At 60.9% G+C, this 23456-nt stretch carries 28 protein-coding genes; 10 read left to right on the top strand and 18 right to left on the bottom strand.

Translation table 11 applies throughout. The features are described 5' to 3' along the window. The first annotated feature begins 13 nt into the window (after nt 1-13). A complete protein-coding gene (locus tag ACSQ3J_RS07210; protein WP_060500980.1) occupies nt 14-688 on the top strand; it encodes an HAD family hydrolase in 675 nt (224 codons plus the stop codon). Between the two features lie 10 nt (nt 689-698). Here the strand turns inward: ACSQ3J_RS07210 and ACSQ3J_RS07205 are convergent, their stop codons facing one another. Continuing rightward, nucleotides 699-1055: a VOC family protein gene (locus tag ACSQ3J_RS07205; RefSeq protein WP_060500978.1), complete on the bottom strand. Its 357-nt coding sequence runs from the start codon at nt 1053-1055 to the stop codon at nt 699-701. Between the two features lie 3 nt (nt 1056-1058). After that, nucleotides 1059-2102, bottom strand: a complete 1044-nt coding sequence (locus ACSQ3J_RS07200) for a ketopantoate reductase family protein (protein ID WP_060500975.1) — start codon at nt 2100-2102, stop codon at nt 1059-1061. 214 nt (nt 2103-2316) lie between these two features. Here ACSQ3J_RS07200 and ACSQ3J_RS07195 point away from each other — a divergent pair, with 214 nt between their 5' ends. Next, nucleotides 2317-3690 (top strand): FAD-dependent oxidoreductase, encoded by a 1374-nt coding sequence (locus ACSQ3J_RS07195; RefSeq protein WP_060500973.1) that lies wholly within the window; start codon nt 2317-2319, stop codon nt 3688-3690. Between the two features lie 195 nt (nt 3691-3885). On the opposite strand, the gene ACSQ3J_RS07190 is transcribed toward ACSQ3J_RS07195, so the two are convergent. Next, complete coding sequence (locus tag ACSQ3J_RS07190) at nt 3886-5469, bottom strand: peptide chain release factor 3 (protein WP_060500972.1); 1584 nt, start codon at nt 5467-5469, stop codon at nt 3886-3888. Between the two features lie 96 nt (nt 5470-5565). Between ACSQ3J_RS07190 and dut the strand changes: the two genes are divergently transcribed. Together dut and ACSQ3J_RS07180 are read left to right on the top strand one after the other, a co-directional pair. After that, nucleotides 5566-6036 carry a dUTP diphosphatase gene (gene dut / locus ACSQ3J_RS07185; RefSeq protein ID WP_060500970.1) on the top strand — a complete coding sequence of 157 codons (471 nt, stop codon included), beginning with the start codon at nt 5566-5568 and terminating at the stop codon, nt 6034-6036. Beyond that, nucleotides 6036-6932, top strand: a complete 897-nt coding sequence (locus ACSQ3J_RS07180; protein WP_060500967.1) for a GNAT family N-acetyltransferase — start codon at nt 6036-6038, stop codon at nt 6930-6932. The genes dut and ACSQ3J_RS07180 overlap by 1 nt, the downstream gene beginning before the upstream one ends. A gap of 3 nt (nt 6933-6935) precedes the next feature. Here ACSQ3J_RS07180 and ACSQ3J_RS07175 read toward each other — a convergent pair whose 3' ends face one another. Beyond that, complete coding sequence (locus ACSQ3J_RS07175; RefSeq protein ID WP_060500966.1) at nt 6936-7382, bottom strand: Lrp/AsnC family transcriptional regulator; 447 nt, start codon at nt 7380-7382, stop codon at nt 6936-6938. Between the two features lie 133 nt (nt 7383-7515). On the opposite strand from ACSQ3J_RS07175, the gene ACSQ3J_RS07170 reads away from it, so the two are divergent. Together ACSQ3J_RS07170 and ACSQ3J_RS07165 are read left to right on the top strand one after the other, a co-directional pair. Further along, on the top strand, nt 7516-8412 hold the full coding sequence (locus ACSQ3J_RS07170; RefSeq protein WP_060500965.1) for a DMT family transporter: 897 nt from the start codon (nt 7516-7518) through the stop codon (nt 8410-8412). 35 nt (nt 8413-8447) lie between these two features. Next, the gene (locus tag ACSQ3J_RS07165; RefSeq protein WP_060500963.1) at nt 8448-8753 is read left to right on the top strand and encodes an NIPSNAP family protein; all 306 of its coding nucleotides are present in this window, start codon (nt 8448-8450) and stop codon (nt 8751-8753) included. A gap of 3 nt (nt 8754-8756) precedes the next feature. Here ACSQ3J_RS07165 and ACSQ3J_RS07160 read toward each other — a convergent pair whose 3' ends face one another. Continuing rightward, the gene (locus tag ACSQ3J_RS07160) at nt 8757-9314 is read right to left on the bottom strand and encodes a cysteine hydrolase family protein (RefSeq protein ID WP_060500960.1); all 558 of its coding nucleotides are present in this window, start codon (nt 9312-9314) and stop codon (nt 8757-8759) included. A gap of 37 nt (nt 9315-9351) precedes the next feature. Further along, complete coding sequence (locus ACSQ3J_RS07155) at nt 9352-9984, bottom strand: LysE family translocator (RefSeq protein WP_060500958.1); 633 nt, start codon at nt 9982-9984, stop codon at nt 9352-9354. Nucleotides 9985-10137: 153 nt separating this feature from the next. Here ACSQ3J_RS07155 and ACSQ3J_RS07150 point away from each other — a divergent pair, with 153 nt between their 5' ends. Then, nucleotides 10138-10755 (top strand): LysE family translocator, encoded by a 618-nt coding sequence (locus ACSQ3J_RS07150; protein ID WP_060500956.1) that lies wholly within the window; start codon nt 10138-10140, stop codon nt 10753-10755. Between the two features lie 134 nt (nt 10756-10889). Beyond that, nucleotides 10890-11858 carry a cysteine synthase A gene (gene cysK / locus ACSQ3J_RS07145; protein ID WP_060500954.1) on the top strand — a complete coding sequence of 323 codons (969 nt, stop codon included), beginning with the start codon at nt 10890-10892 and terminating at the stop codon, nt 11856-11858. Between the two features lie 243 nt (nt 11859-12101). Here cysK and ACSQ3J_RS07140 read toward each other — a convergent pair whose 3' ends face one another. The 3 genes from ACSQ3J_RS07140 to ACSQ3J_RS07130 form a co-directional block, all read right to left on the bottom strand. Continuing rightward, nucleotides 12102-13634, bottom strand: a complete 1533-nt coding sequence (locus tag ACSQ3J_RS07140; protein ID WP_060500953.1) for a YifB family Mg chelatase-like AAA ATPase — start codon at nt 13632-13634, stop codon at nt 12102-12104. Nucleotides 13635-13876: 242 nt separating this feature from the next. After that, nucleotides 13877-14824, bottom strand: a complete 948-nt coding sequence (gshB, locus tag ACSQ3J_RS07135; RefSeq protein WP_060500951.1) for a glutathione synthase — start codon at nt 14822-14824, stop codon at nt 13877-13879. A 658-nt stretch (nt 14825-15482) separates the two neighbouring features. Then, nucleotides 15483-16031 carry a dihydrofolate reductase family protein gene (locus tag ACSQ3J_RS07130; protein WP_060500949.1) on the bottom strand — a complete coding sequence of 183 codons (549 nt, stop codon included), beginning with the start codon at nt 16029-16031 and terminating at the stop codon, nt 15483-15485. A gap of 197 nt (nt 16032-16228) precedes the next feature. On the opposite strand from ACSQ3J_RS07130, the gene ACSQ3J_RS07125 reads away from it, so the two are divergent. Beyond that, complete coding sequence (locus ACSQ3J_RS07125) at nt 16229-17020, top strand: SDR family NAD(P)-dependent oxidoreductase (protein ID WP_060500947.1); 792 nt, start codon at nt 16229-16231, stop codon at nt 17018-17020. A 168-nt stretch (nt 17021-17188) separates the two neighbouring features. Here the strand turns inward: ACSQ3J_RS07125 and ACSQ3J_RS07120 are convergent, their stop codons facing one another. Continuing rightward, complete coding sequence (locus ACSQ3J_RS07120) at nt 17189-17437, bottom strand: glycine zipper 2TM domain-containing protein (protein ID WP_060500944.1); 249 nt, start codon at nt 17435-17437, stop codon at nt 17189-17191. 217 nt (nt 17438-17654) lie between these two features. After that, on the bottom strand, nt 17655-17888 hold the full coding sequence (locus ACSQ3J_RS07115; RefSeq protein WP_060500941.1) for a hypothetical protein: 234 nt from the start codon (nt 17886-17888) through the stop codon (nt 17655-17657). Nucleotides 17889-18159: 271 nt separating this feature from the next. On the opposite strand from ACSQ3J_RS07115, the gene ACSQ3J_RS07110 reads away from it, so the two are divergent. Next, nucleotides 18160-18360 (top strand): hypothetical protein, encoded by a 201-nt coding sequence (locus ACSQ3J_RS07110; RefSeq protein ID WP_060511960.1) that lies wholly within the window; start codon nt 18160-18162, stop codon nt 18358-18360. Between the two features lie 195 nt (nt 18361-18555). Here the strand turns inward: ACSQ3J_RS07110 and ACSQ3J_RS07105 are convergent, their stop codons facing one another. From ACSQ3J_RS07105 to ACSQ3J_RS07075, 7 genes are all read right to left on the bottom strand, one after another. Beyond that, the gene (locus tag ACSQ3J_RS07105; protein ID WP_060501423.1) at nt 18556-19176 is read right to left on the bottom strand and encodes a YdeI/OmpD-associated family protein; all 621 of its coding nucleotides are present in this window, start codon (nt 19174-19176) and stop codon (nt 18556-18558) included. Between the two features lie 65 nt (nt 19177-19241). Further along, on the bottom strand, nt 19242-19454 hold the full coding sequence (locus ACSQ3J_RS07100) for a hypothetical protein (protein WP_060500939.1): 213 nt from the start codon (nt 19452-19454) through the stop codon (nt 19242-19244). Between the two features lie 44 nt (nt 19455-19498). Continuing rightward, nucleotides 19499-19930, bottom strand: coding sequence for an SRPBCC family protein (locus ACSQ3J_RS07095; protein WP_060500937.1), 432 nt, complete (start codon nt 19928-19930; stop codon nt 19499-19501). Beyond that, nucleotides 19927-20247 carry an ArsR/SmtB family transcription factor gene (locus ACSQ3J_RS07090; RefSeq protein WP_060500935.1) on the bottom strand — a complete coding sequence of 107 codons (321 nt, stop codon included), beginning with the start codon at nt 20245-20247 and terminating at the stop codon, nt 19927-19929. Before ACSQ3J_RS07090 ends, ACSQ3J_RS07095 begins: the two co-directional genes overlap by 4 nt. A 97-nt stretch (nt 20248-20344) precedes the next feature. Beyond that, nucleotides 20345-21460: a sn-glycerol-3-phosphate import ATP-binding protein UgpC gene (locus ACSQ3J_RS07085; RefSeq protein WP_060500933.1), complete on the bottom strand. Its 1116-nt coding sequence runs from the start codon at nt 21458-21460 to the stop codon at nt 20345-20347. Between the two features lie 12 nt (nt 21461-21472). Further along, nucleotides 21473-22315 (bottom strand): sn-glycerol-3-phosphate ABC transporter permease UgpE, encoded by an 843-nt coding sequence (ugpE, locus tag ACSQ3J_RS07080; protein ID WP_060500931.1) that lies wholly within the window; start codon nt 22313-22315, stop codon nt 21473-21475. A 14-nt stretch (nt 22316-22329) separates the two neighbouring features. After that, nucleotides 22330-23154 (bottom strand): ABC transporter permease subunit, encoded by an 825-nt coding sequence (locus ACSQ3J_RS07075; RefSeq protein ID WP_060501421.1) that lies wholly within the window; start codon nt 23152-23154, stop codon nt 22330-22332. Between the last annotated feature and the right edge of the window lie 302 nt (nt 23155-23456).

The raw sequence follows: 23456 nt of genomic DNA, 5'->3' as shown, positions 1-23456 counted from the left end.
AGGAGCCTGCCTCGTGTCTTCAGCGTCCTCGCCGGTATTCGGCAAGAAATACTCCGCCTTCCTCTTCGACATGGATGGAACGCTTCTAAGCTCCATCGAAGCTGCCGAACGGGTGTGGGGAAAGTGGGCTGAAAGCCACGGCCTCGATGTCGCGACCTTCCTGCCGACCATGCACGGCAAGCGCGGCGTCGATACGATCCGCCAGCTCGGCCTGCCGGGTGTGGATCCGGAAGCAGAATCGGCCATCATCTGCCAGGGCGAGATCGAGGATATCGAGGGCGTGAAGCCTTTGCCGGGCGCAATCGAGTTTCTGAAAAGCCTGCCGCCGGAGCGCTGGGCAATCGTTACCTCGTCGCCGCGTGAACTCGCCAAGGTGCGCATCGCCGCCGCCGGTCTGCCGGAGCCGAAGTTCATCGTCATTGCCGAGGATGTGTCGCGCGGCAAGCCAAGCCCGGAATGCTACCTGCTCGGCGCCAAGCGCGTTGGTTTCGATGCCAAGGATTGCCTCGTGTTCGAAGATGTGGCGGCTGGCGTCATCGCCGGTGAATCGGCCGGCTCCGATGTCATGGTGATTACCGCCACGCACACGCATCCTTTCGAAACCGCGCACCAGACGATCCCGGGCTATATCGGCATCGAGGTCTCGGTCGATGAAAACGGCGATCTGACGCTGACGGATCGCCGCTGATCAGCCATCGTCAACGGTCTCCGTGCGCGAGAATGTTGACGATCGTGCCGAAGGGGTCGCGGACGTAGAAGCGCCGCACGCCCCACGGTTCGTTGGTGATGTCATAAACGATTTCCAGGCCCAGCTGTTGGGCCTTGGAATACACGGTATCAACATCGTCCACCTCGATCGATAGCTGCGGCACCGGCGTACCGGAGCCGCCCTGGCTTGCGATGGAAACCTGCACCGCGGCCTGCTTCGCGGAAGCAAACGTTGTGATCCAGCCATGATCCATCACGAGATCGAGGCCCAGCAGTTCTCCATAAAACGCACGCCCGGCCTGCGGGTCGGCTGCCTCGATATTGGCGACGATGCGAAGAACGGCCATGGTTCAGCCCCCCGCCGTGCGGGCCTTGGCAATGGACTCATCGAGTTGCGAAATCAGTGACAGCAGAATGTCATTCGCCGGCGTCGGCACATCGGCCATACGTCCCAGGAGAGTAATGGCGCGGGTGAGCGGCGTAATTTCCATCGGCCGCCCCTGCTCGAGATCCTGCAACATCGAGGTCTTGGCATTGCCGAGACCACGGCCATGCTCCATCTTCTCCTCCACCGTCTCGCTCACCCGGCAGCCAAGCCGTGCCGCCACAGCATGCACCTCCGTCATGACCTGCTTCACCAGATCGACGGCGGGACCATCCATGATTTCCGTGATACGCCCCCTCGTCAGCGCGCTGATCGGATTGAACGCCGCGTTGCCGAGAAATTTCAGCCAGATTTCGTCGCGGATACGGTCCGTCGTCTTGATCGTCCAGCCGCTGGCCTGCAGCAGACCGGCGATTGCTGCCAGTTCCGCCGACATCGTGCCTGAAGGCTCGCCGAGGTGCAGCAGGCCGCCGCTGGTCAGCCGGATATGGCCGGGCTCCAGCATCTGTGCGCCCTGATAGATCACGCCGCCGATGACGCGTTCCGGGCCGATCCGTTGCCAGACCAGACCACCCGGATCGAGCGACTCCACCTGCCGGCCTTCGAGGCCGCTCGTCCTGTCACCGTGGAAATACCACCACGGAATGCCGTTCTGGATCATCACCACGCGGCCATCGGGTTTCAGCAAGCGGGCAATATCTTCGCTGGCCGAGGTCAGTTGATGCCCTTTGAGCGTGACGATCACCAAATCCTGCGGTCCAAGGTCGCTGGCCGTGTCGGTCGCGGCAAATTTCGCGACCAGCGGCTCGCTCTTGCCAGGTTCGTGCAGGTGCAGGCCATCATCCCGGATCGCCTGCAGATGAGCGCCGCGCGCGATGGCCGTGATCGTCGCGCCTTCAAGCAAGGGAGAGGAGGCAAGCCGGGCAGCCAGCGCGCCGCCGATGGCGCCGGCGCCGAAAACACAGATGTTGCGGAACCGGCCCGGCTTGCTTGTTTCAGTCTCGTCCATGCCATTCCTCCGGGTGTTTCCGTGATGGATATCATTAGTAGCAATGGGTAAAGCATGGGGCCAGCAGCGAAATCCGCCCACTGGCGAAAAGTGATCGGAAGCCCATGTCGATCGGAAGGCGAATGCGCACGAACAGGTCGCTTCCAAGCGTCGACAGGGTGGAAAGTGGCCGCTAAGCTCCGGCCACCCCCTCTCTTGTCACCCGGAACGCTCGATGTCCCAGAAAACCCAATCCATCACCGAACCGGCACGCCAGATCGATGTCATCCACGAAACCGATGTGCTGGTGGTGGGTTCGGGTCCGGGTGGCCTTGCGGCGGCGCTGGCTGCTGCGCGGGCCGGTGTGTCCGTCACCTTGGTCGAGCGGTTCGGCTGCTTCGGCGGCAATATCACGGTCGTTGGTGTCGAGGGCTTTGCATGGTACCGGCACGAGGCAACGGTCGAGGCAGGCGGTGTCGGCTGGGAGTTCGAGGAGCGGGCAAAGGCCATGGGCGCCGCCGTTCCCGAGAGCCAGTCGCTCAGTTATGAGCTGGATTCGGAGGGCTTCAAGCTCGTCGCCGACAGGCTGGTGGAAGAGGCCGGCATCTATGCCATGCTGCACCGTCAGTTCGTGGCTCCGGTCATGGATGGCAACGTCATCAAGGGCATCGTCGTCGAATCCAAGGCCGGACGCGAAGCCATTCTCGCCGCCCGCGTGATCGATGCGACCGGTGACGCCGATGTCGCCCATCGCGCCGGAGCGCCAGTGTTCAAGACGCCGGTGGAGCAGATGCAGGCGGCGTCGGTGATGTTTCATCTGGCCGGTGTCGACAAAAAGGCCTTCATGGCCGGTGTCCGCTCCGATCCGCAGACCTATGGTGATTGGTCGACCGGCGAATGGCAGATCGAGACATCGGGCAAGGAAGATCAGATGTTCTCGCCCTTCCTTGGCAAGCCGTTTGCCCAGGCAATCCGCGACGGCATCATTCCGGCGCATCTGAACACGATTTCAGGTACCTGGGGCGCGCTGCATGACACGGGCGAACTGACCTATATGAACCTCATCCATCTCGCCGGCTGTGATGGCACCGACCCCGACAGCATGACCCGTTTCGAGATCGAGGGGCGGCGCCAGTCCATGCTGGCGATTGACGCCTTGCGCCGCTACACGCCGGGCTGCGAGGGTGCGCGCCTGCGCAATTTCGGCATGAGCATCGGCATTCGCGATACCCGCAAGATCGATGCGGTCTACAACATCACCGAGAGCGACGTGCGCAACGAAGGCCGTTTCGAGGATACGATCGGCATCTATCCGGAATTCATCGATGGCTACGGCGTCCTGATCCTGCCGACGACCGGGCGCTACATGCACGTCCCCTACCGGTCGATGCTGCCGAAGGGTGTCGAAAACCTCCTGGTCGCTGGCCGCGCCATCGGCGGCGACCGCATCGCCCATGCGGCGACGCGCAACATGGCCTGCTGCGCGGTCGCGGGGCAGGGTGCCGGTGTCGCTGCGGCGATTTCGGTGAAAACCGGAAGATCGCTTGACGCGATAGATGTGCTGGCCGCCCAGAAAGAGCTTGAACGGCAAGGCGTGCGGATCAGGTAGAGTGAATGGATTGCGGGAGCGGCCACGATCTCCCTCTTCTCCCCCCGCGGGGAGAAGTGCCGAGCGGAGCGAGGCGATGAGGGGGCGGTTCGGCAAATGCTAATGGCTTCGCCCCCTCATCCGGCCCTGCGGGCCACCTTCTCCCCGCTGGGGAGAAGACGAACCAAGCCGAAAACCCCGTTTATTAGGGTCCGATCACGCCGCCTTGGCGACGTGATATTCCTTGATGGCGATCATCTTGATAGCCGGGTAACGTTCTGCCTCGTAGCGCAGCGAGAACGAATCCTGCGCCAGGAACACCGGATCGCCGTCGAGATCGCGAGCGATATCGCCGCGCCGGGCGGTGATGAACTTTTCCAGTTCCGCCGGCTGTTCTGCGGAAATCCAGCGGCAGACCGAGAAACGGGCAACGTCAAAGGAAACCGGCAGGCCGTATTCCGATTGCAGCCGTTCCTTCAGAACGTCGAGCTGCAGCGCGCCGACGACGCCGACGATGGCGGGTGAGCCGTCTTCGGGCGAAAACAGCTGCACGACGCCTTCTTCGGCCATCTGCTGCAGCGCTTCCTTCAGCTTCTTCGCCTTCATCGCATCCTCAAGCCGCACGCGGCGCAGGATTTCCGGCGAAAAGTTCGGAACACCCTGGAAGACCAGCTGTTCGCCTTCAGTCAGCGTGTCGCCGATCCTGAGGGTGCCGTGGTTGGGAATACCGACCACGTCGCCGGCATAGGCCGTATCCGCCAGCTGCCGCTGCGAAGCGAAGAAGAATTGCGGTGCCGTCAGGCCCAGCTGCTTGCCGGTGCGCGCCAGCCGCGCCTTCATGCCGCGTTCCAGCTTGCCGGAGCAAACGCGGGCAAAGGCAATGCGGTCGCGGTGGTTCGGGTCCATGTTGGCCTGGATCTTGAAGACGAAGGCCGTCATTTTTTCGTCGGTCGCGTGCACGGTGCGGATATCCGCCACCTGGTCGCGCGGCGGCGGTGCAATGTCGCCGAGCGCGTTGATCAGGTCGCGCACACCGAAGTTCCGCAGTGCCGAGCCGAAGAAGACCGGGGTCAGATGGCCTTCGAGGAAGGCCTTCCTGTCGAAAGGCTTGCAGGCCTCGATAGCCAAGGACGTTTCGTCGATGAAAGCCTCGCGCTCGTTTTCCGGCAGCCGGTGGGCCGCCATTTCCGGGCCGTTGACCTTCGTCAGAATTTCCTGCGTGTCGGCGCCACGCACCGTATTGTCGGCCAGGTGATAGGAGCCACAGAAGGTCTTCGAACGGCCGATCGGCCAGGTCACCGGCGCGCAATCCAGTGCCAGTTTCTCTTCCACCTCGTCGAGAATTTCAAACGGGTCGCGGCTTTCACGGTCCATCTTGTTGATGAAGGTGATGATCGGGATGTCGCGCATGCGGCAGACTTCGAACAGTTTGAGTGTCCGCGGCTCGATACCCTTGGCGGCATCGATGACCATGACCGCCGCGTCCACGGCCGTCAGCGTGCGATAGGTATCGTCGGCGAAGTCTTCGTGGCCGGGCGTATCGAGAATGTTGAAAACATTGCCGTGATATTCGAAGGTCATCACCGAGGTGACGACGGAGATGCCGCGCTCGCGCTCGATCTTCATCCAGTCGGAGCGCGTCTGAATACGGTCCTTCTTCGCCTTGACTTCACCGGCAAGCTGAATGGCGCCACCGAACAGCAGCAGTTTTTCAGTCAGCGTGGTTTTACCCGCATCCGGGTGTGCGATAATAGCAAAGGTGCGACGGCGGGAAACCGCCTCGGCGATACTTTCGGCCATGATGTGAATCCTGTGAATTGCCGCGTATGTAGCGGAGCCGTGGATAACTTGCAATTCGCATTGACTGCGCCGCGGCCTGAATTGCTAAGGAGAGATATGACCCATCCATCGCAGACTGCCCCAACTCTCAGCCTCGTCCGCCTGCAAAACGGCGAGGGCATCGAGCTTCCCGCATACGAGACCGCCGGCGCCGCCGGCATGGATCTTCGCGCCGCCGTCGAGGCGGACCGGCCGTTGTTCCTTGGTCCGGGCAAGCGGGCGCTGGTGCCGACCGGTTTCGTCTTCGAAGTCCCGGCAGGCTATGAAGCGCAAATCCGCCCGCGCTCCGGTCTGGCTTTCAAGCACGGCATCACCTGCCTCAACACGCCCGGCACGATCGACAGCGATTATCGTGGCGAAGTGAAGGTTTTGCTGATCAATCTCGGCGACGAGGATTTCTTGATCGAGCGCGGCATGCGGATCGCCCAGATGGTGATTGCGCCGGTGACGCAGGTGTCCGTCCGCGAAACGTCCGGCGCCAGCGAAACCGCACGCGGCGCCGGCGGCTTCGGCTCCACCGGCGTTTGATGGCCGCTTCTGAACTCAACACCGGGTTGACGTTCCGTCAGGACTATTTTGCCGACCCGGCAGCCTGGGTCGGGCTGGTGGCGCTGCTTGAGGATACATTCGGCATCGATGTCGGCATCCAGGATTGCTTTGGCGGGCCTGATCCAACCAGCATGCCCTTCGCTTATTTCGATGAAAACGGTGTTTGCGTCGCCAATTTCAGCGCCTTTTCCATGCCGGTGATGATCGATGGCCGTCTGGTGAAGGCCGCTGGTTTCCAGTCGGGCGCGGTGCGGCCGCAATGGCGCGGCCGCGGGCTCTACCGGGATCTGATGAATCGGGCATTCGGCTGGTGCGACGCGCAGGGTTTCGAGCTTGGTCTTCTCCTGACGGACAAGCCGTCGATGTATGAACCCTACGGTTTCAAAGTTCTGCCGCAGCACCGCTTCATTGGCGTGCCACCTGCGGAAGCGAAATCTGCAGGCAGGTCGCGTGCCCTCTCGATCGAAAGCGCCGATGATGCTGCTCTGATCCGCCAGATGCTGCACGAGAGAATGCCTGTTTCATCTGTCTTCGCCGTTGCCGCTCAAGTGGAAATGTTTCTGCTCAACAGCGTCTTCGATACCGATGTCTGCCTCAGCTATCTGGAAGAGCATGAGGCTATTGTCGCGTGGAAGGCCGAAGGTACATCCTTTCATCTTCTCGATGCCGCCGGAAAAGCGATGCCCCCGCTCTCCGCCATTCTTTCAGCGCTCGCTCAAAACCCCGATAGTGTCGAGGTCTGCTTTTCGCCCGACAAGCTGGGCTGGCAAGGAACGGCTGAACCGTTTGTGTCCGATATCAGCCTGATGGTTCGGGGCAATAGCGCGGAGCGCCTGTCCGCGCCGGTGATGCTGTCTCCGATGGCGGAATTCTGAGGGTTATCTTCCGCCATTGAGCGGCGGCAACCGGCGTTTAACGGGCGACGATTTGACGATCGATGTATTGGTCTGGGACCGCTCTGCGATCTTGTCGAGGATCGTATCCAGTTGTTCCATGTCGCGCACCAGGAGCTTGGCGATAAAGCAATCGTCGCCCGTCACCTTGTCGCATTCGACGAATTCCGGCGTCTCCTGGATCATCTTTTCGACGATATGCAGCATGCCGGGCATGGGCCGAACCCGCACGACCGCCTGTAGCGCATAACCAAGCGCTGCAGGGTTGATCGATATGGTGAAGCCGGTGATGACGCCGCGATCCTCCAGCCGGCGCAGCCGGTCGGCGGAGCTGGGGGAGGAGAGCCCTGCCTCCTGCGCCAGGTCCTTCAAGGAAATGCGTGCATTAGCGGACAGGATGTCGAGTAGTCGCCGGTCGAGATCGTCAAGCATAAGAAAGCTCCGTAAGGGTAAAGCGATAAATTCCCTTTTATGATTAGGCTATTTTACAAGATAGCCTTCACATATCCATATATTCCGCCGTCGCCACATCATAATTTGTTGCTTTGATCAAGGGAGTGGTGTGATGGAAAAGGATATCAGGACCGGCAGTCTCGAAATGACGGCGGCCATGCTGATTTCGGGTACGATCGGCTGGTTCGTGCTGATGTCCGGCCAGCCTGTGATTGATGTCGTGTTCTGGCGTTGCCTGTTCGGGGCGCCGACGCTTCTGGCGATCTGCGCGACGCTCGGCCATTTCCGGGCCGGTATCCTGACATGGCGGCTGTTCGGGCTCGCTGTCTTGGGCGGCGTCGCCATCGTCGTCAACTGGCTGCTGTTGTTTGGTGCCTATTCGCGCTCGTCCATCTCCATCGCCACCATGGTCTACAATACCCAGCCGTTCATGCTTTTGGCTATCGGCGGGCTGGTTTTCCGGGAAAAGATCACCGTCACCAAGCTCGGCTGGCTCGCCGTCGCCTTTGCCGGCATGGCGGCGATCGTGCAGGCAAAACCATCCGGCGGCTTCACCGGCGGCGATTATCTCACCGGAATTGCCATGGCTCTGGCCGCCGCGTTCTTTTACACTCTGGCAGCCTTGGTGGCGAAACGGTTGAAGGGCACGCCACCGCATCTGATCGCGCTGATCCAGGTGGTAACCGGTCTTTTGATGCTGGCGCCGTTCGCCGGTTCCTCCGGGCTGCCGGGCGAGACTTATCAGTGGGGATTGCTGGTGGCGATGGGCGCCGTGCATACCGGGCTGATGTATGTTCTGCTCTATGGCGCGATCCAGAAACTGCCGACGCATCTCACCGGCGCGCTCTCGTTTATCTATCCCGTTGCCGCACTGGCCGTTGATCGCATCGCGTTCGGTCATCAGCTGCAACCGGCGCAGCTGCTCGGTTCGGTGGCGATCCTGATTGCAGCTGCCGGCATGACATTCGGCTGGACATGGCCCCGAGCCGTGCGGCATCAGGCAAACTGAAACCACGCATCCCGAAATCACACATGGAGACTGGAATGATCACGTGCTATCTGCGCTACACCATCGATCCTTACAAGCTGGCCGAATTCGAGGAATATGCCAGGCTGTGGATCCCGCTGGTCAATCGGCTGGGTGGCACGCATCACGGCTATTTCATGCCACATGAAGGAGCGAACAATATTGCGCTCGCCCTCTTCAGTTTTCCCAGCCTTGCGGCCTATGAAGAGTATCGCGGCAAGATGGCAAAGGATGCCGAATGCCTCGCCGCCTTTGCCCTTGCCGAAAAGACCCGCTGCATCCTGAGCTATGAGCGCAGCTTTATGCGGCCGGTCTTCGAATGATAATCAGAAGGTGATTTCATCCGACCGGCGCAATTCAATCGCGTGACCACCGGCATTGAAGCCACCGAGCACGCGGTTGTGGTGGGCAATGATCTGCGCAAAGGCCAGATCGCCCATATCGCCGGTCGTGTGGCCGTCTGAAAGAAGGGTAACATCGTAGCCGAGCGTGACGGCCCGGCGCGCCGTGGTATCGACGCAGAATTGCGTCTGACAGCCGCCGATGACGAGATGGGTGACAGACAGTTTGCCAAGCTCTTCTTCGAGGCCGGTCTGGAAAAAGCTGTCGCAGCTCGTCTTGTGAATGACCGTTTCGCCCAAAACCGGCGCAATCTCATGACGCAAGCCCCAGCCATGTGACGACCGCGCCAGCGGGTCGCCGGGACCGCCGTCGTATTGCACGAGAATGACCGGAATATGGGCGGCGCGGGCGCGGGCCTGGATCGATTGCAGACGGCCGATGGTTTCGGTCAAGGCGGCATCGATGGCCGGCTGGCGCTCGGGCGTGCCTTCGCCGTCAAGGATGGCGTTCTGGACGTCGATGATGAGGAGTGCAGTTGTCATGGTATTCTCTGGTCTGGTTATGGAAGAGGAAGCGGCCTCAGCGCCGGCTGTCCATAGCCATCCGCAAGGCAAGCGCGCCAAGCACGCCGCCCATCAGCCAGCGTTGCATGGAAAGCCAGGCCGGACGGCCCGCAAGGAAGGTGGCGATGGAGCCGGCCGTCAAAACGATGAGCGCGTTGACGGATAGGCTGGTGATGATCTGGATTGTCCCGAACGTGAGCGACTGCAGAAAAACATGACCCAGCGCCGGATCGATGAACTGTGGCAGCAATGAAAGATAGAGTACGGCGATCTTCGGATTGAGCACGCTGGTCGCAAAGCCCATCAGGAACAGCCGCCGCGGTGTATCCTGTGGCAGGTTGCGGACTTCGAAGGCCGATCGCCCGCCGGGACGCACCGCTTGCCAGGCAAGGTAAAGAAGATACAGCGCGCCACCAATCCGCAGCACGTCATAAGCATAAGGCACGGCAAACAGCAGCGCAGTGATGCCGAATGCAGCTGACAGCATGTAGACGAGGAACCCGAGCGCCACACCGCCGAGCGAGATCAATCCCGCCATCCGCCCCTGACAGAGTGAGCGGGAAATCAGGTAGATCATATTCGGCCCAGGCGTCAGCACCATGCCGAGCGCGACGAGGGCAAAGGCGGCAAGGCTTGCTGTTTCAGGCATGAACGGTGTTTCCCATCGGGATGTGCAAGGCGGATGTTTCGATATGTGCTGCGCCACTGCATTAGCGGTAACTTCCTTTTCGATCAATCGCGTACAAATTGCCAGCCTTGAGAAAACCCGCTAGACATCAGCCTTGCCTTCAGGAGCCTGACGATGAGCCTTGCCACGCTTTTTGCCTATTGCACCGCGCTGTTCATCGCCGCCGCGATCCCCGGACCTGGCATGACGGCGCTTGTGGCCCGCGCACTCGGCTCCGGTTTCCGCGAGACGTTTTTCATGGGACTGGGCCTGGCGCTTGGTGACATCGTCTATCTGACGGGCGTTATCCTCGGGCTTGCTTTCGTCGCGCAGACATTCACCACGACCTTCATGGTGATCAAGGTTTTAGGCGCGCTCTATCTGATGTACATCGCCTACAAGCTCTGGACTGCCGGGCTGTTGCCGCAGGAGATCGAGGCAAAGAAGAGCGCCAGCATGGGCCTGTCGTTCCTCTCGGGTTTGCTGGTGACGCTGGGCAACCCGAAGACGATGCTTTTCTATGTCGCCCTGGTGCCGACCCTGATCGACCTGCATGTGATCGGCGTCAAGGAATATGTCATCCTTGTCTGTGCATCCTTCACCGTCTTGATGGCCGTGGTCATCCCATACATCCTGCTGGCCTCGCGTGCCCGGCTGCTCCTCAAAAAGCCCCGCGCCCTGACATCGCTGAACCGGATTGCCGCCGGTATCATCGGCACAACCGCGGCCTATATCGCCACGCGCGCCGCCTGAAAAATTCGTTCCGTAACAGGCGGTTACGCAACGGTTTTTTCCAACGGGAATAAGCCCGCGGAAAATCGTACTCTGGCATGCCGGAGGCTTTGCCCCTATTCTCTGCGCCAACTGATGAGAAAAGGGAGAGCACCATGTCAGAACAGCGCAAACCCGGCCGCGGCCGCGTCTATTCCTCGATCACCGAGACCATTGGCGATACGCCGATCGTTCGCCTCGACAAGCTGGCCAAGGAAAACGGCGTCAAGGCCAACCTTCTCGCCAAGCTCGAATTCTTCAATCCGATCGCCTCCGTCAAGGACCGTATCGGCGTCGCGATGATCGAAACGCTGGAAGCGCAGGGCAAGATCACCCCCGGCAAGACGACGCTGATCGAACCGACCTCCGGCAATACCGGCATCGCGCTCGCCTTTGCTGCCGCTGCAAAGGGCTACAAGCTCATCCTCACCATGCCGGAGACCATGTCGATCGAGCGCCGCAAGATGCTGGCTCTGCTCGGTGCGGAACTGGTGCTGACGGAAGGCCCGAAGGGTATGAAGGGCGCCATTGCCAAGGCCGAGGAACTGGCCGCGACGCTGCCGGACGCGATCATTCCGCAGCAGTTCGAAAACCCAGCCAACCCGGAAATCCACCGCAAGACGACGGCCGAGGAAATCTGGAACGACACCGATGGTGGCGTCGATATTCTCGTGTCCGGCATCGGCACGGGAGGCACGATCACCGGTGCTGGCCAGGTGCTGAAGGCGAAGAAGCCGTCGGTCAAGGTCATTGCCGTTGAACCCGTCGAATCTCCGGTTCTCTCCGGCGGCGCCCCCGGTCCGCACAAGATCCAGGGTATCGGCGCCGGTTTTGCGCCTGCCATCCTCGACACGAAAATCTATGACGAGATCGTCACCGTTTCGAGCCCGGAAGCCATCGAGACCGCCCGTCACGTGGCGCGCCTGGAAGGCGTGCCGGTGGGTATTTCATCCGGTGCCGCGCTGAAGGCGGCGATCACGATCGGCCAGCGCCCGGAAAACGAAGGCAAGACCATCGTCGTGATCATCCCGTCCTTTGCAGAGCGCTATCTGTCGACGGCGCTGTTCGAAGGTCTGGGCGGTTAGGGATTTTATGCGCGGTGGCGCCGCAATCTGGCGGCGCCACCGCAATCCCGTATCTCAGCTTGCTGCCTTTTCGATTGATCACGCAGGGACCCGGTTGCTCCTGGTGCCGAAGGAACTTGCCGAAAAGCACTGAGGGCGACCGAACAGCCCCGTCTTCACTATGCTCTTTTCAAAGAACTGGCAGCACCCTCCTGAGGCGCTTCCTTCGCGATGATAACCTGCCTCGCGTTGCCGGGGAAAATGTTACGCCGCTGCCGTCAACCGCTCGCCGGCGATCCGGTAGGAAATCGCTTCGGCGAGATGAATGCGCCCGACCGTCGCCTTCTCATCGAGATCGGCAAGCGTGCGGGCCACCTTCAGCACCCGGTGATAACCGCGTGCCGAAAACTTCATTTTCTCCGCCGCATCCCGCAGCAATTGCAGTCCGCCAGCGTCGGGCTCGGTCATCTTTTCAATCATCGCTGTTGAGCAGCGGGCATTGGAAAGGATGTGCGGCATGCCAAGTGCGATGAAGCGGTCCATCTGGATTTCGCGGGCGCGCGCCACCCGCCGGGCGACGACGGCGCTCGGTTCGGCCGGTGCCGGACGGATCAGGTCGGCGGCGGTGACCGAGGGGACGTCGATGCGGATATCGATCCGGTCCATCAGCGGACCTGAGATGCGGCCCTGATAATCGGAGACGCAGCGCGGGCCACGGGCGCAGCTATGGCCGGGCTCTCCCGCCATGCCGCAGCGGCAGGGGTTCATCGCGGCAACCAGCTGGATGGCGGCCGGATAGGTGACGCGGTGATTGGCGCGGGCAATGATGCATTCGGCGGTTTCGAGCGGCTGGCGCAGCGCATCGAGCACCTGCGGCGTGAATTCCGGAAATTCATCGAGAAACAATACGCCGTTATGGGCCAGCGACGCTTCGCCCGGCTTGGCGCGCAGGCCGCCGCCGATCATCGCCGCCATGGTGGCGGAGTGGTGTGGCGTGCGGAAGGGGCGCCGGTCCGACAGCTTACCGCCGGCCAGTTGCCCGGCGATCGAGTGGATCATCGACACTTCGAGCAGTTCCGGCGGTGAGAGAGGCGGCAGGATCGAGGGCAGGCGGGCGGCCAGCATCGACTTGCCGGAACCGGGCGGACCGACCATCAAGAGGTTATGGTTTCCGGCCGCTGCCACTTCCAGCGCCCGCTTGGCGCTTTCCTGGCCCTTGATATCAGCGAGATCCGGCATGTTGGCGGGGCTGGCACGCACGGCCGGTTCGGGACGCGACAGCACCTGCGTGCCACGGAAATGATTGGCGAGCGCAATCAGGCTGCGCGGCGCCAGAATGTCGATCTCGGATCCCGCCCAGGCGGCCTCAGCGCCGCTGTCGGACGGGCAGATCAGGCCTTTGCCAAGGCCGTTGGCGCCGATGGCGGCGGGCAGGGCTCCGGAGACAGCGGCGATGGTGCCATCGAGATTGAGTTCGCCGATCACCACATATCCATCCAGCGCATCGCCGGGAATGGCGCCGAGTGCCGCCATCAGGCCAAGCGCGATCGGCAGGTCGAAATGCGAGCCTTCCTTGGGAAGATCAGCAGGCGCAAGATTGACGGTGACCTTCTTGGCGGGTAGCGACAGGCCGGAGGCGTGGAGTGCTGCCTGCACCCGCTCGCGGCTTTCGGCGACCGCCTTATCGGGAAGGCCGACGATCTGCATGCCGACCTTGCCCGGCGCGACCATCACCTGAACATCGACAGGCAGGCCTTCTATGCCTTGAAATGCAACCGTACTGACACGCGCGACCATGATTGCCCCTCTTGCCGCGAGGCAGGTCAGCAACCCGCCACCACAACCTTTTCCGGTTGTGGTGTGAAATCTTGCACGAATAACGGAATAAAACAAGAACAATTATCGAACAGATTCGACTGTTCCAATCGGCCTGGTTGTGGCTCGGTTGTACCTCAGGAACGGAGCGGAACAACCGTGAACATCCGGGGGATGAAATCGGGCGCCGGGACGGATAGCCGCCCCGGCCGCTCAATCATTCATCAGGCGCGCTTGCGCTCGATCGCGTCCCAGAGCAGCGCGGCGATATCGGCGCCGCCGAATTTCTTCACTTCGCGAAGACCGGTAGGAGAGGTGACATTGATCTCGGTCATCACGTCACCAATCACATCGATGCCGACGAGCAGGAAGCCGCGTTCACGCAGCGCCGGTCCGATGCGGGCGCAGATTTCCTTTTCCCGCGCCGTCAGGTCCGTCGGCATCGGCGTGCCGCCCGCATGCATGTTGGAGCGGGCATCGTGTTCGGCAGGCACCCGGTTGATCGCGCCGACCGGCTCGCCATCGACGAGCAGGATGCGCTTGTCGCCCTTGCGCACGGCCGGCAGGTATTCCTGGGCGATGAAGGGTTCGCGGAACATTTGTCCGAACATTTCCAGGAGCGACGACATGTTGCGGTCATCGCGGGTCGAATGGAAGACGCCGGCGCCGCCATTGCCATAGAGCGGCTTCAGGATGATATCGCCCATCTCTGCGCGGAAACTGGCAATCTCGGCGGGATCGCGGGTGATCAGCGTCTTCGGCATCAGGTCGGGAAATTCGGTGACGAAGATTTTTTCCGGCGAGTTGCGCACCCAGGCCGGATCGTTGACCACAAGCGTCTTCGGATGGACGCGCTCGAGCAGGTGCGTCGAGGTGATATAGGCCATGTCGAAGGGCGGATCCTGGCGAAGCAGCACCACGTCCATGGTGGAGAGGTCTATGCGCTCGGCATCTCCCAGCGTGTAGTGGTCGCCCTTGACGTCGCGCAGGCTCATCGGTTGAACAGTGGCGATCACCTTGCCGTCGCGCAGCGACAGCTGGTTCGGTGTGTAATGGAACAGCTTATAGCCGCGCGCCTGCGCCTCAAGGCTCATGGCAAAGGTACTGTCACCGGCGATAGTGATGCCAGAGACATGATCCATCTGGACCGCGACATTTACGATTTTCGCCATGGGACATTTCCTGTTGATCGGGGGCGTCATTGAATGAGGCTTGTCTATATCAAATCGTATCCGGTGAACCATACAGATTTCTGCCGGGGGCCATATTTGGACATGCCTTCCCGATCACGCGGCGGCTTTTCCGCCCGTGGCTTGAAGCATCTGCAATGTCTGCCGGCTTTGGGGTCGGCAGGATCGGCCGGGGCACATCGGGTGCCTCAGGTAAGTAGAAGTAGGTGACACGCGATGTGCCCCGTTTCAGTGTCTTTTGCCGCGCTTCTCAGGTTCTTCTGCGCTTTCCTCTCTGACAGGAAAGCCTCCAATGCCCCAGCCCGGCCGCTTATCCGCCAAGCCTTTCAATCCGGCGGGGTCTGGCCCTGGACCGTCCAAGAACGGTGTGACCACCCGGCACGCCCGGTTCATTTTCACGAACCGGAGGAGAACCACCTTTCACGCAGCCCCGGGAATTTCGCGCGCGTTTCGCCAAACCGTCCGGGCACCGGCCCCACCTCGCCGGCAACGCAAACCGGTGTATCCGTGATGGGACGGGAAGAAGTATGGCACGGGTTTTGAGAGCGGGGATTTGCGGGGATGAATTTTTTTGGGGGGAGCGGCGGATGGCGTCGGTGGTGCGCGATGTGCAGACGTCCGCGCCGGTTCGCCTTACCGCTCAGTCCCGCGGCACATAGATCAGATGAACCGTATCATCATCGATCAATGTGCTCGACACCAGATGCAGCGGAGGCCGTGCCGCGTGGAAAAAAGGTTTGCCCCCGCCGAGCACGAACGGCCGCACGTGCAGGTGATATTCCTCGATCAGGCCCAGCCTTGTCATAAGCCCGGCCAGTTCCGGGCCGGAAACGCTGAGCGTACCGTCCGTGCGGGCCACGATGTCGCGAACCTGCGTTTCGATATCGCCGGAGATAAGCATGGCGTTCGGGCCGGCCTCCGAAAGCGTGCGTGAAACGACCCATTTGGGCATTTTGCGCCAGACTGCCGCGAACTCGCGCAGCGAAGCATCCCATTCCGGATGATCATCGTCCCAGTAGCGCATGACCTCGTACATCCGCCGGCCATACACAGCGCCGACATGGTTGCGGATCGTCTCGATCCAGTAATCGAAGTGCTTTTGGCTTGGGGCGGCCATGACCAAATTTCCGCCGAGATCATCGACATAGCCATCGATGGAGACGTTCATTGCCAAAATAAGTTTGCCCATGACCTGTCCCTTCTCACAGTGGGTTCACAGATCGGACTGCTTGTAATTTGCAAGTGGTGCAACGCTATCGCAACTGTCTGCAAATCGCAAGCGGTCTGGTAGGCAAGCGTTCTTGCCGCAAACGAGGCCTGCGCGGGCTGTTGCGGGACCGGCCGCAAGTTCATACCTTGTGGGCTCAACCTCACAAGGAGCAGCAGATGCAGATCGACCTCGCAGGCAAGACCGCTCTGATTACTGGATCTACCGAAGGCATCGGCTACGCGATCGCCCGCCAGCTTGCGAGGGCAGGCGCGGACGTGGTGATCAATGGAAGGTCTGACGAAAAGACCGCCAAGGCCGCCGAACGCTTGAGAGGCGAAGGGGCGAGGGGCACAGTCGCCGCCTTTGCAGCCGATGTCGCAACCGCTGAAGGCTGTGACGCGCTCGTCGCAGAGGTTCCTCATGTGGACATTCTCATCAACAACGCGGGTATTTTTCAGCCGCTCGACTTTTTCGAGGCGAGCGACGCGGTGTGGGATCGCCATTGGCAGGTCAACGTCATGTCGGCCGTCCGGCTGTCGCGCGCCTACCTTCCGGGCATGCAGACCCGCGACTGGGGCCGGGTGATCTTCATCGCGTCGGAATCCGGCTTCAATATTCCGGTGGAAATGATCCATTACGGCGTGAGCAAGACCGCAGATATCGCGGTAGCCCGCGGGTTGGCCAAGCGCATGGCGGGCACTGGCGTGACCGTGAACTCGGTCCTCCCAGGCCCAACACTCTCGGAAGGCGTCGAGGCGATGCTTGCCGAAGAGCGTGCAAAGACCGGCAAGCCGATCGAGGAGCTTGCGGCGGACTTCGTCAAGACGCATCGCGCCAGCTCGATCATTCAGCGCGCGACCAGCGTCGAAGAGGTTGCCAATCTCGTGACCTATCTCGCCTCGCCCTTGGCATCCGCGACGACCGGGGCTTCCATGCGCGTGGACGGTGGGCTGATCGACACGCTCTGAGGCGAACGCGGCATTGTTTGAGGAAATGGACCTGCCATTTGGCGCAGAAAAGCCCCCGGCGTGCTCTGCACGTCGAGGGTCTTTAAGGTCATGACGGCAAATGAACAAATCAGATTATTTTTCAGGCAAGTGACGCATATCTTTCGCCACCTGCCTTGTCGTAAACAATTAGCGGCCGCAAGCGATTGCAGAACCGGCAGCACCGCCCAATGTCGCCCCGGCGCCAACGGCCCAGAGTTGGCCTGTGCCGGACCCGATCGCCGACCCTGCCACGCCGCCCACAACTGCCCCTCCAACCGTCCCAGCCACGCAGCCGGGTGACGCCGGGCCAGCGGCGGAATTCATGTTCGCCGTTTGGCATCCGGCCAACGCAAAGCATGATGCAGCGACGACGACCATAGTGGAATAACAAGACATTTCTTCCTCCTATCGTTGGTTTCGAATCTTGCTTAGTCCTGAAGTTTCGACCAGCGCGGACATCGCCAAGGCCTCCAGATCAATCTCGCGGCGGTGATCGAATAGCTTACAACTCGGAGAACTGGGTTTTTGTTCCATATGTGGTGAGGGTGAACGTTCGCCCCACTTCAAGGGTGTCAGCCGGCCGCTGCGATCGGGCTGACGTCATGGGAAGGCGTCACGACGCCGAATAGGTCACCGTCACGCCGCGCTGGCGAAAATAGGCCTGCATCAGTTTTCTGCCCGAACGGTTGTTCTGCACCAACTTGGCCGGGTCGAAGACGGCTTCTTTCAAACCTGCCCGCGTCAGCGCCGCCTTGAGATTGGCGATATGCATGTCGATATCGGCATTATCCGCCTGGAGCGATTCATAAATGCGGTTTGTTGCATCCGCTACGGTCAGTTCGCTCATGATTGTACTCCTGCTGTTGTTTGGCTGGCGCTTGCCAGAATTCTTGGCTCGACCCTATCGCGGTGAACAATGCCGAAGTCAACGGGTGACGATGGATTGGACTTCGGGGCCGCCTTCGAAGAGGTGGCATTGGGGAGGCCTGCGAGTGCCGGGCATATCCGGCCAGACGCTACGGCAGCTTCCCGCTAGACGCAGACGTTGCGGTGGCGCACGTGCGAAGCTATGTGTTCGGCTGTATGCACGGCAATGGAGAAACGAGATTATCAAGATAATGGTTTTGCTGCACAGCGCCGTTGGCGTTGATTGGCAGTCTCCTCCCAAAGGCACAAGCCTGAAGACTTTAAGCGAAGCCGAAGAACAAGGCTTCATCCTTATCCGAGGGGAATTTCAGAAACGCCAGTTCCGTCTGACAGAGCTGGGCTCGGAACATGCCGAGCGCGACAAGCGACGGCTTGAAGCGCGTAGGCTTTGAAACGATCTCGTCACGCTGCACTTGGTTTACAGGGCGGCGGCAAATGTCTGATTGGTCAGCTCTCCTTCGCGCCGATTACGGTCCTGCCCGCTTACATTGCCAGCCTCTCAACGTGCTTGTTTTCGGATGCCGCGATCCGCAGGTCATTGGCGTGGAAGCCGATGGTGATCCGGCCGACCTCGCCCGGAACGGCGATTACCGCTCCATGGCGCCTTTTCCGGCGATGATCTTCGACCGGAACTTTTCGATGCGCGCCATGCGCGTTTCGGGGTTTTTGGTCGAGCTGAGATGGATGACGTAGCTTTTCTGTCGCCCCGGCGTCAGGCCCCAGAAGGCTTCTGCAAGTTCGGGATCGGAATCCAGCGCATCAACCAGTTCATCCTGCAACTCCAGTTCGCTCGTGTCTCTTGGCGGCTTGATGCCGGCCTCGGCGTATCCCATCGCCTCCGTCAGGTAGGACCGGATAACGTCTTCCATCCGTGTGACATCCGCGCTGTCAACGAAGCGGATCATGTCGGCATGTTGCGTGTTCGCGCCCTGCTTTTCGAGAACGCCTTCAGGGTCTTTCATCAGTGCGGCGTTGAAAAAGGTCAGGCGGAAATCACCGCGAAAGGCGCCGAAGATGACGATGTTGCGTCCCTGGTGCATGTAACAGGGGTGGCCCCATTTAACCATTTCGACCAGCCCCGCGTCGGTGCAAATCCGGCGCAGATCGTCCAGGCCCTGCGACCATTGCCGGGTGGAACAGTCCGGTCCCGCAAAACGCTCGCAGCGGCCGCATCCCTTTGTGAAGTAGTCTTCAATGTCCGTGATCATCATAGGGGCCATGGCGTCTCTCGATTGATTGCATCAGGGGAAGGACAACAAGCGGCGCGTCCGGCTCAAGCCTTTGACCCACGCCACCTTACCGCATAGGGCAAGACGAACATGTAAAGGCCGGTGAACAGCAGCAGGAAGAGTGGCGGCAGCGGCGCGTAAACCACCCACGGCGGAGGTTCACCCAGCGCCATCGCCCCAAAATTGGCAATGACGGTGAGAGTAAACAGGATCGATAGCCATCGGTGCGCCTGGCGAATCCACATGTTCGAATTCATTGAAAACTCCCGTCGTTATCCGTGATGAGAACCGTTGGAGACCTTCAGGCCGTCTGCGCGACAACCTGTTCCAGCTTTGCGAGAAATGTGCGCCAGCCTGCTTTGGCACCGCCATAGGCCTGCTTCTGATCCGGCCGGAATCCCGACTGTTCCATGCGCAGGCGGGTTCCTGCGGCGATGGGAGTGAGCGTAAACGTCACGACACTGTTGAGATCAAAGGCCGGATCGTCGTGCTTGAAAATCCAGGTATAGGACAGCGTTTTTTGCGGCTCGACGACGAGCACCTCGCAATCGAGAACGCCACCCCATTCGCCGCGAAGATTGAACCGGTGACCGACGGCAGGACTGAAGTCGTTGTTCATCAGCCATTCGGAGATCAGATGCGGCTGGGTAAGCGCCCGCCACAGCTTTTCCGGCGGATGGGCGATCTCCCGCTCGACAATGATGGTGCGTGTGGAAGCCGGTGCAGCGCTCATTGATCCATCCTGTTCAGCAAATCTTCGAGCTTGTTGAACCGGCCCTGCCAGAAGCCTGTCATCTGGTCCGTCCACTCGGTCAAAGGCGCAAGGGCGCCAAGTTGGGCGCTGTATTGGGTTTGGCGGCCTTCGTGACGGTCGCTGACCAGTCCGGCCCCTTTGAGAATGGCCAGATGCTTCGACACGCCCGGCTGCGAAATGCCCGCCCGGGCCGTCAGTGCCGCAACGGTCTGGTCGCCATCACGGCACAGGCCCTCGAAGATGGCGCGCCGCGTCGGGTCGGCAAGGGCTTTAAAAAGCGTGGCTTGATCTGGCATGAAAATACATAACTCTCTGGCTATTGGTTTGGATAAATAGCCAAAGAGTTATGGGTTCGTCAAGCGATTTTTGGACGGGAGATAAGGTGGCCGCTGCTCACCCGGCAGCCATCTCCAGCGTCTGCGCGGTTTCGCGTTTGGTGGCGGAAGCGTCGAACGGTTGCGCCAGGCGCTTGCCGGTGTCGGCATCGAAGAAATGCAGGCGTTCCGGGGCGATGGAGAGAGATAGGGTTTCGCTGATCCCGATCTCGGGCGACAGCGAGGCCGTCAGCTTCTTGCCGTCGACGGTGCCGTGAACGAGGCGCTGGGCGCCGAGTTCCTCGATATATTCGACCTTCAGCGTCAGCGACGGTTCGCCGGTTGACGCGATCCGCAGGTCTTCGGCGCGGATGCCGACGGTGACCGGGCCGGGAAATGCCGGGGCGCGGCCTAGGTCGAGCACCTGGCTGCCAAAATGCAGCTGCGTGCCCTCACGGGTGCCGCGCAGGAGGTTCATCGCAGGAGAACCGATGAAGCTGGCGACGAAGGTCGAGGCGGGCGTGTGATAGACATCGAGCGGCCGGCCGATCTGCTCGATCTGGCCGCCGTTGAGGACGACGAGGCGGTCTGCCAGCGTCATGGCTTCCAGCTGGTCATGGGTGACGTAGAGCGAAGTGGTGCCGAGGCGCTTCTGCAACTGCTTGATCTCGCCACGCATGGAAACGCGCAGCTTGGCATCGAGGTTGGACAAGGGCTCATCGAACAGGAAGGCAGCCGGTTTGCGCACGATGGCGCGGCCCATGGCGACACGCTGGCGCTGGCCGCCGGAAAGCGCCCGTGGCTTGCGGGTAAGATACTGCTCGATCTCCAGCATGCGGGCGGCTTCGGCCACGCGTGCGTCGATCTCGGCCTTCGGCGTGCCGCGGTTCTTCAGCCCATAGGCGAGGTTGTTGTAGACGGTCATATGCGGATAGAGCGCATAGTTCTGGAACACCATGGCGATATCGCGTTCGGCCGGTTCGACGTCATTGATCACCCGGTCGCCGATCTCGACGGTGCCCCTGGAGATCGCCTCGAGCCCCGCGACCATGCGCAGCAGCGTGGACTTGCCGCAGCCGGACGGGCCGACCAGCACGATGAACTCGCCGTCCGCGATGTCGATCGAGACGGATTTCACCGCCTCGACACCGCCTGCGTAGATCTTCGAAACATTGGTGATGTTGATCGCTGCCATGGTGGTGTTCCTTTACTTGTCGCTTTCGGTGAGGCCTTTGATGAACCAGCGCTGGAAGATCATCACGATCATCACAGGTGGCACCATGGCGAGGATCGCCAGCGCAAAGGCTTCGTTGTAATCGGGAATGTTGGAGCCGACCCAGACGAGCAGGATCTGCTTGATGCCGCGCACCAGCGTGAAGAAGCTCTCGTCGGTGGTCATCAGCGTCGGCCAGAGATACTGGTTCCAGCCATAGACGAACATGATGATGAAGATCGCCGCGATCATCGTCTTCGACAAAGGCACGATCACGTCGATGAAGAACTTGAACGGTCCGGCGCCATCGATGCGGGCGGCTTCCAGGAGTTCGTCGGGGATCGATTTGAAGAACTGGCGGAAATAGAAGGTGCCGGTGGCCGACGCCAGCAGCGGCACGATCAGGCCGGTATAGGTGTTGGTCAGCTTCAGCGTGTTCATCACTTCGTAGGACGGCAGGATGCGCACTTCGAGCGGCAGAAGCAGCGTCGTGAAGATCATCCAGAAGGTGATGGTGGCAAAGCGGAAGCGGAAATAGACCAGAGCATAGGCCGCCAGCATCGAGAGAATGATCTTGCCCGCGGCAAAGCCGATGCCGAGGATCAGCGAGTTCATCATCATCCGGACGCCGGTGATCTTGCCGGTGAAGCCGCCCTCCTTGGTCAGCACCTTGGTGTAGGTCTCGACGAAATGGCCGCCGGGCAGGATGCTCAGCCCATTGCGGTGGATCTCGGCGGCCTCGTGGCTGGAGGTCATCAGGGCGACGAGCAATGGCCCGACCATGAAGAAGACGCCCATCATCAGGATGACGTGATCGAAAAGCTTGGTGCGATGCATGGTTTCGCCTCCGCTCAATTGTAGTGGACGCGCCGCTCGATGAAGCGGAACTGGAAGATGGTGAGCACGAAGACGATGATCATCAGGATGACCGACTGGGCCGAGGAGCCGCCGAGATCGTTGCCGCGGAAGCCATCCATGTAGACCTTGTAGACCAGCGTGATCGGGTTGTTGGCGGCCTTGTCCTTCACCATCACGTCGATGACGCCGAACGTGTCGAACAGCGCGTAGGTGGTGTTGATGATCAACAGGAAGAAGGCGGTCGGGGCGAGCAGCGGCAGGATGACGGTCCAGAAGCGGCGCAAGCCCGAACGGCAATCCATCAGTGCTGCCTCTCGCACGGAGACCGGAATGCCCTGCAGGCCGGAGAGGAAGAAGATGAAATTGTAGGGAATCTGTTTCCACACCGAGACGACGATCATCGCGAAGGCCGTGTCGTTGTAGTTCAGCCCGACCTTCATGTCCCAGCCGAAGAAGGCGGCAACCTTCACCAGCGGGCCGATATGCTGGTCGAACATCATCATGCCCATCAGGCCGGCGACAGGCGGGGCGATGGCATAGACCCAGATCAGCAGCGTCTTGTAGGTGGCATTGCCGCGGATGACGCCGTCAGCCTTGACGGCGAGCAGCAGGCCGATCGAAAGCGAAAAGAACGTGACGAGGGCTGTGAACACGGCAGTGAAACGGGCGATGCCGAGATATTCGCCGGATTTCAACACGTCGGTATAGTTGGCCGTACCGACGAAGGTCGAGCCGAAACCGAAGGGGTCCTCGAGATAGAAGGATGATTGGATTGCCTGTACCGAGGGCCAGTAGAAGAAGATGAAGATGATCGCCATCTGCGGCGCCAGAAACAGATAGGGCAGGAGCCGCGAGCTGAACTGCACGCGCTTTGCGTCCGTCTCTTCCGGCGGCTTGCTGGCGGATTTGTTCAGGCCGAGGATGCGCCAAAACCCGCCGGGTCCGGGGGCTGCCATTGTTCCGGACAGTGCCTGGGAGGTGGTCGTGTTCGTCATGAACGGGCTTTCAAAATGATCGTGCGAGGGACTTCCCTCTTCTCCCCAGCGGGGAGAAGTGCCGAGTGAAGCGAGGAGATGAGGGGGCGGTGCGGCATACTCTGAACGCGCCGAAACACCCCCTC

The sequence above is a fragment of the Rhizobium sp. LjRoot98 genome (genome assembly GCF_964252935.1).
In the GTDB taxonomy this organism is placed as follows: domain Bacteria; phylum Pseudomonadota; class Alphaproteobacteria; order Rhizobiales; family Rhizobiaceae; genus Pararhizobium.
Note: the sequence above shows the minus strand (reverse complement) of the source record. Positions and strands in the feature narration are given on the sequence as shown.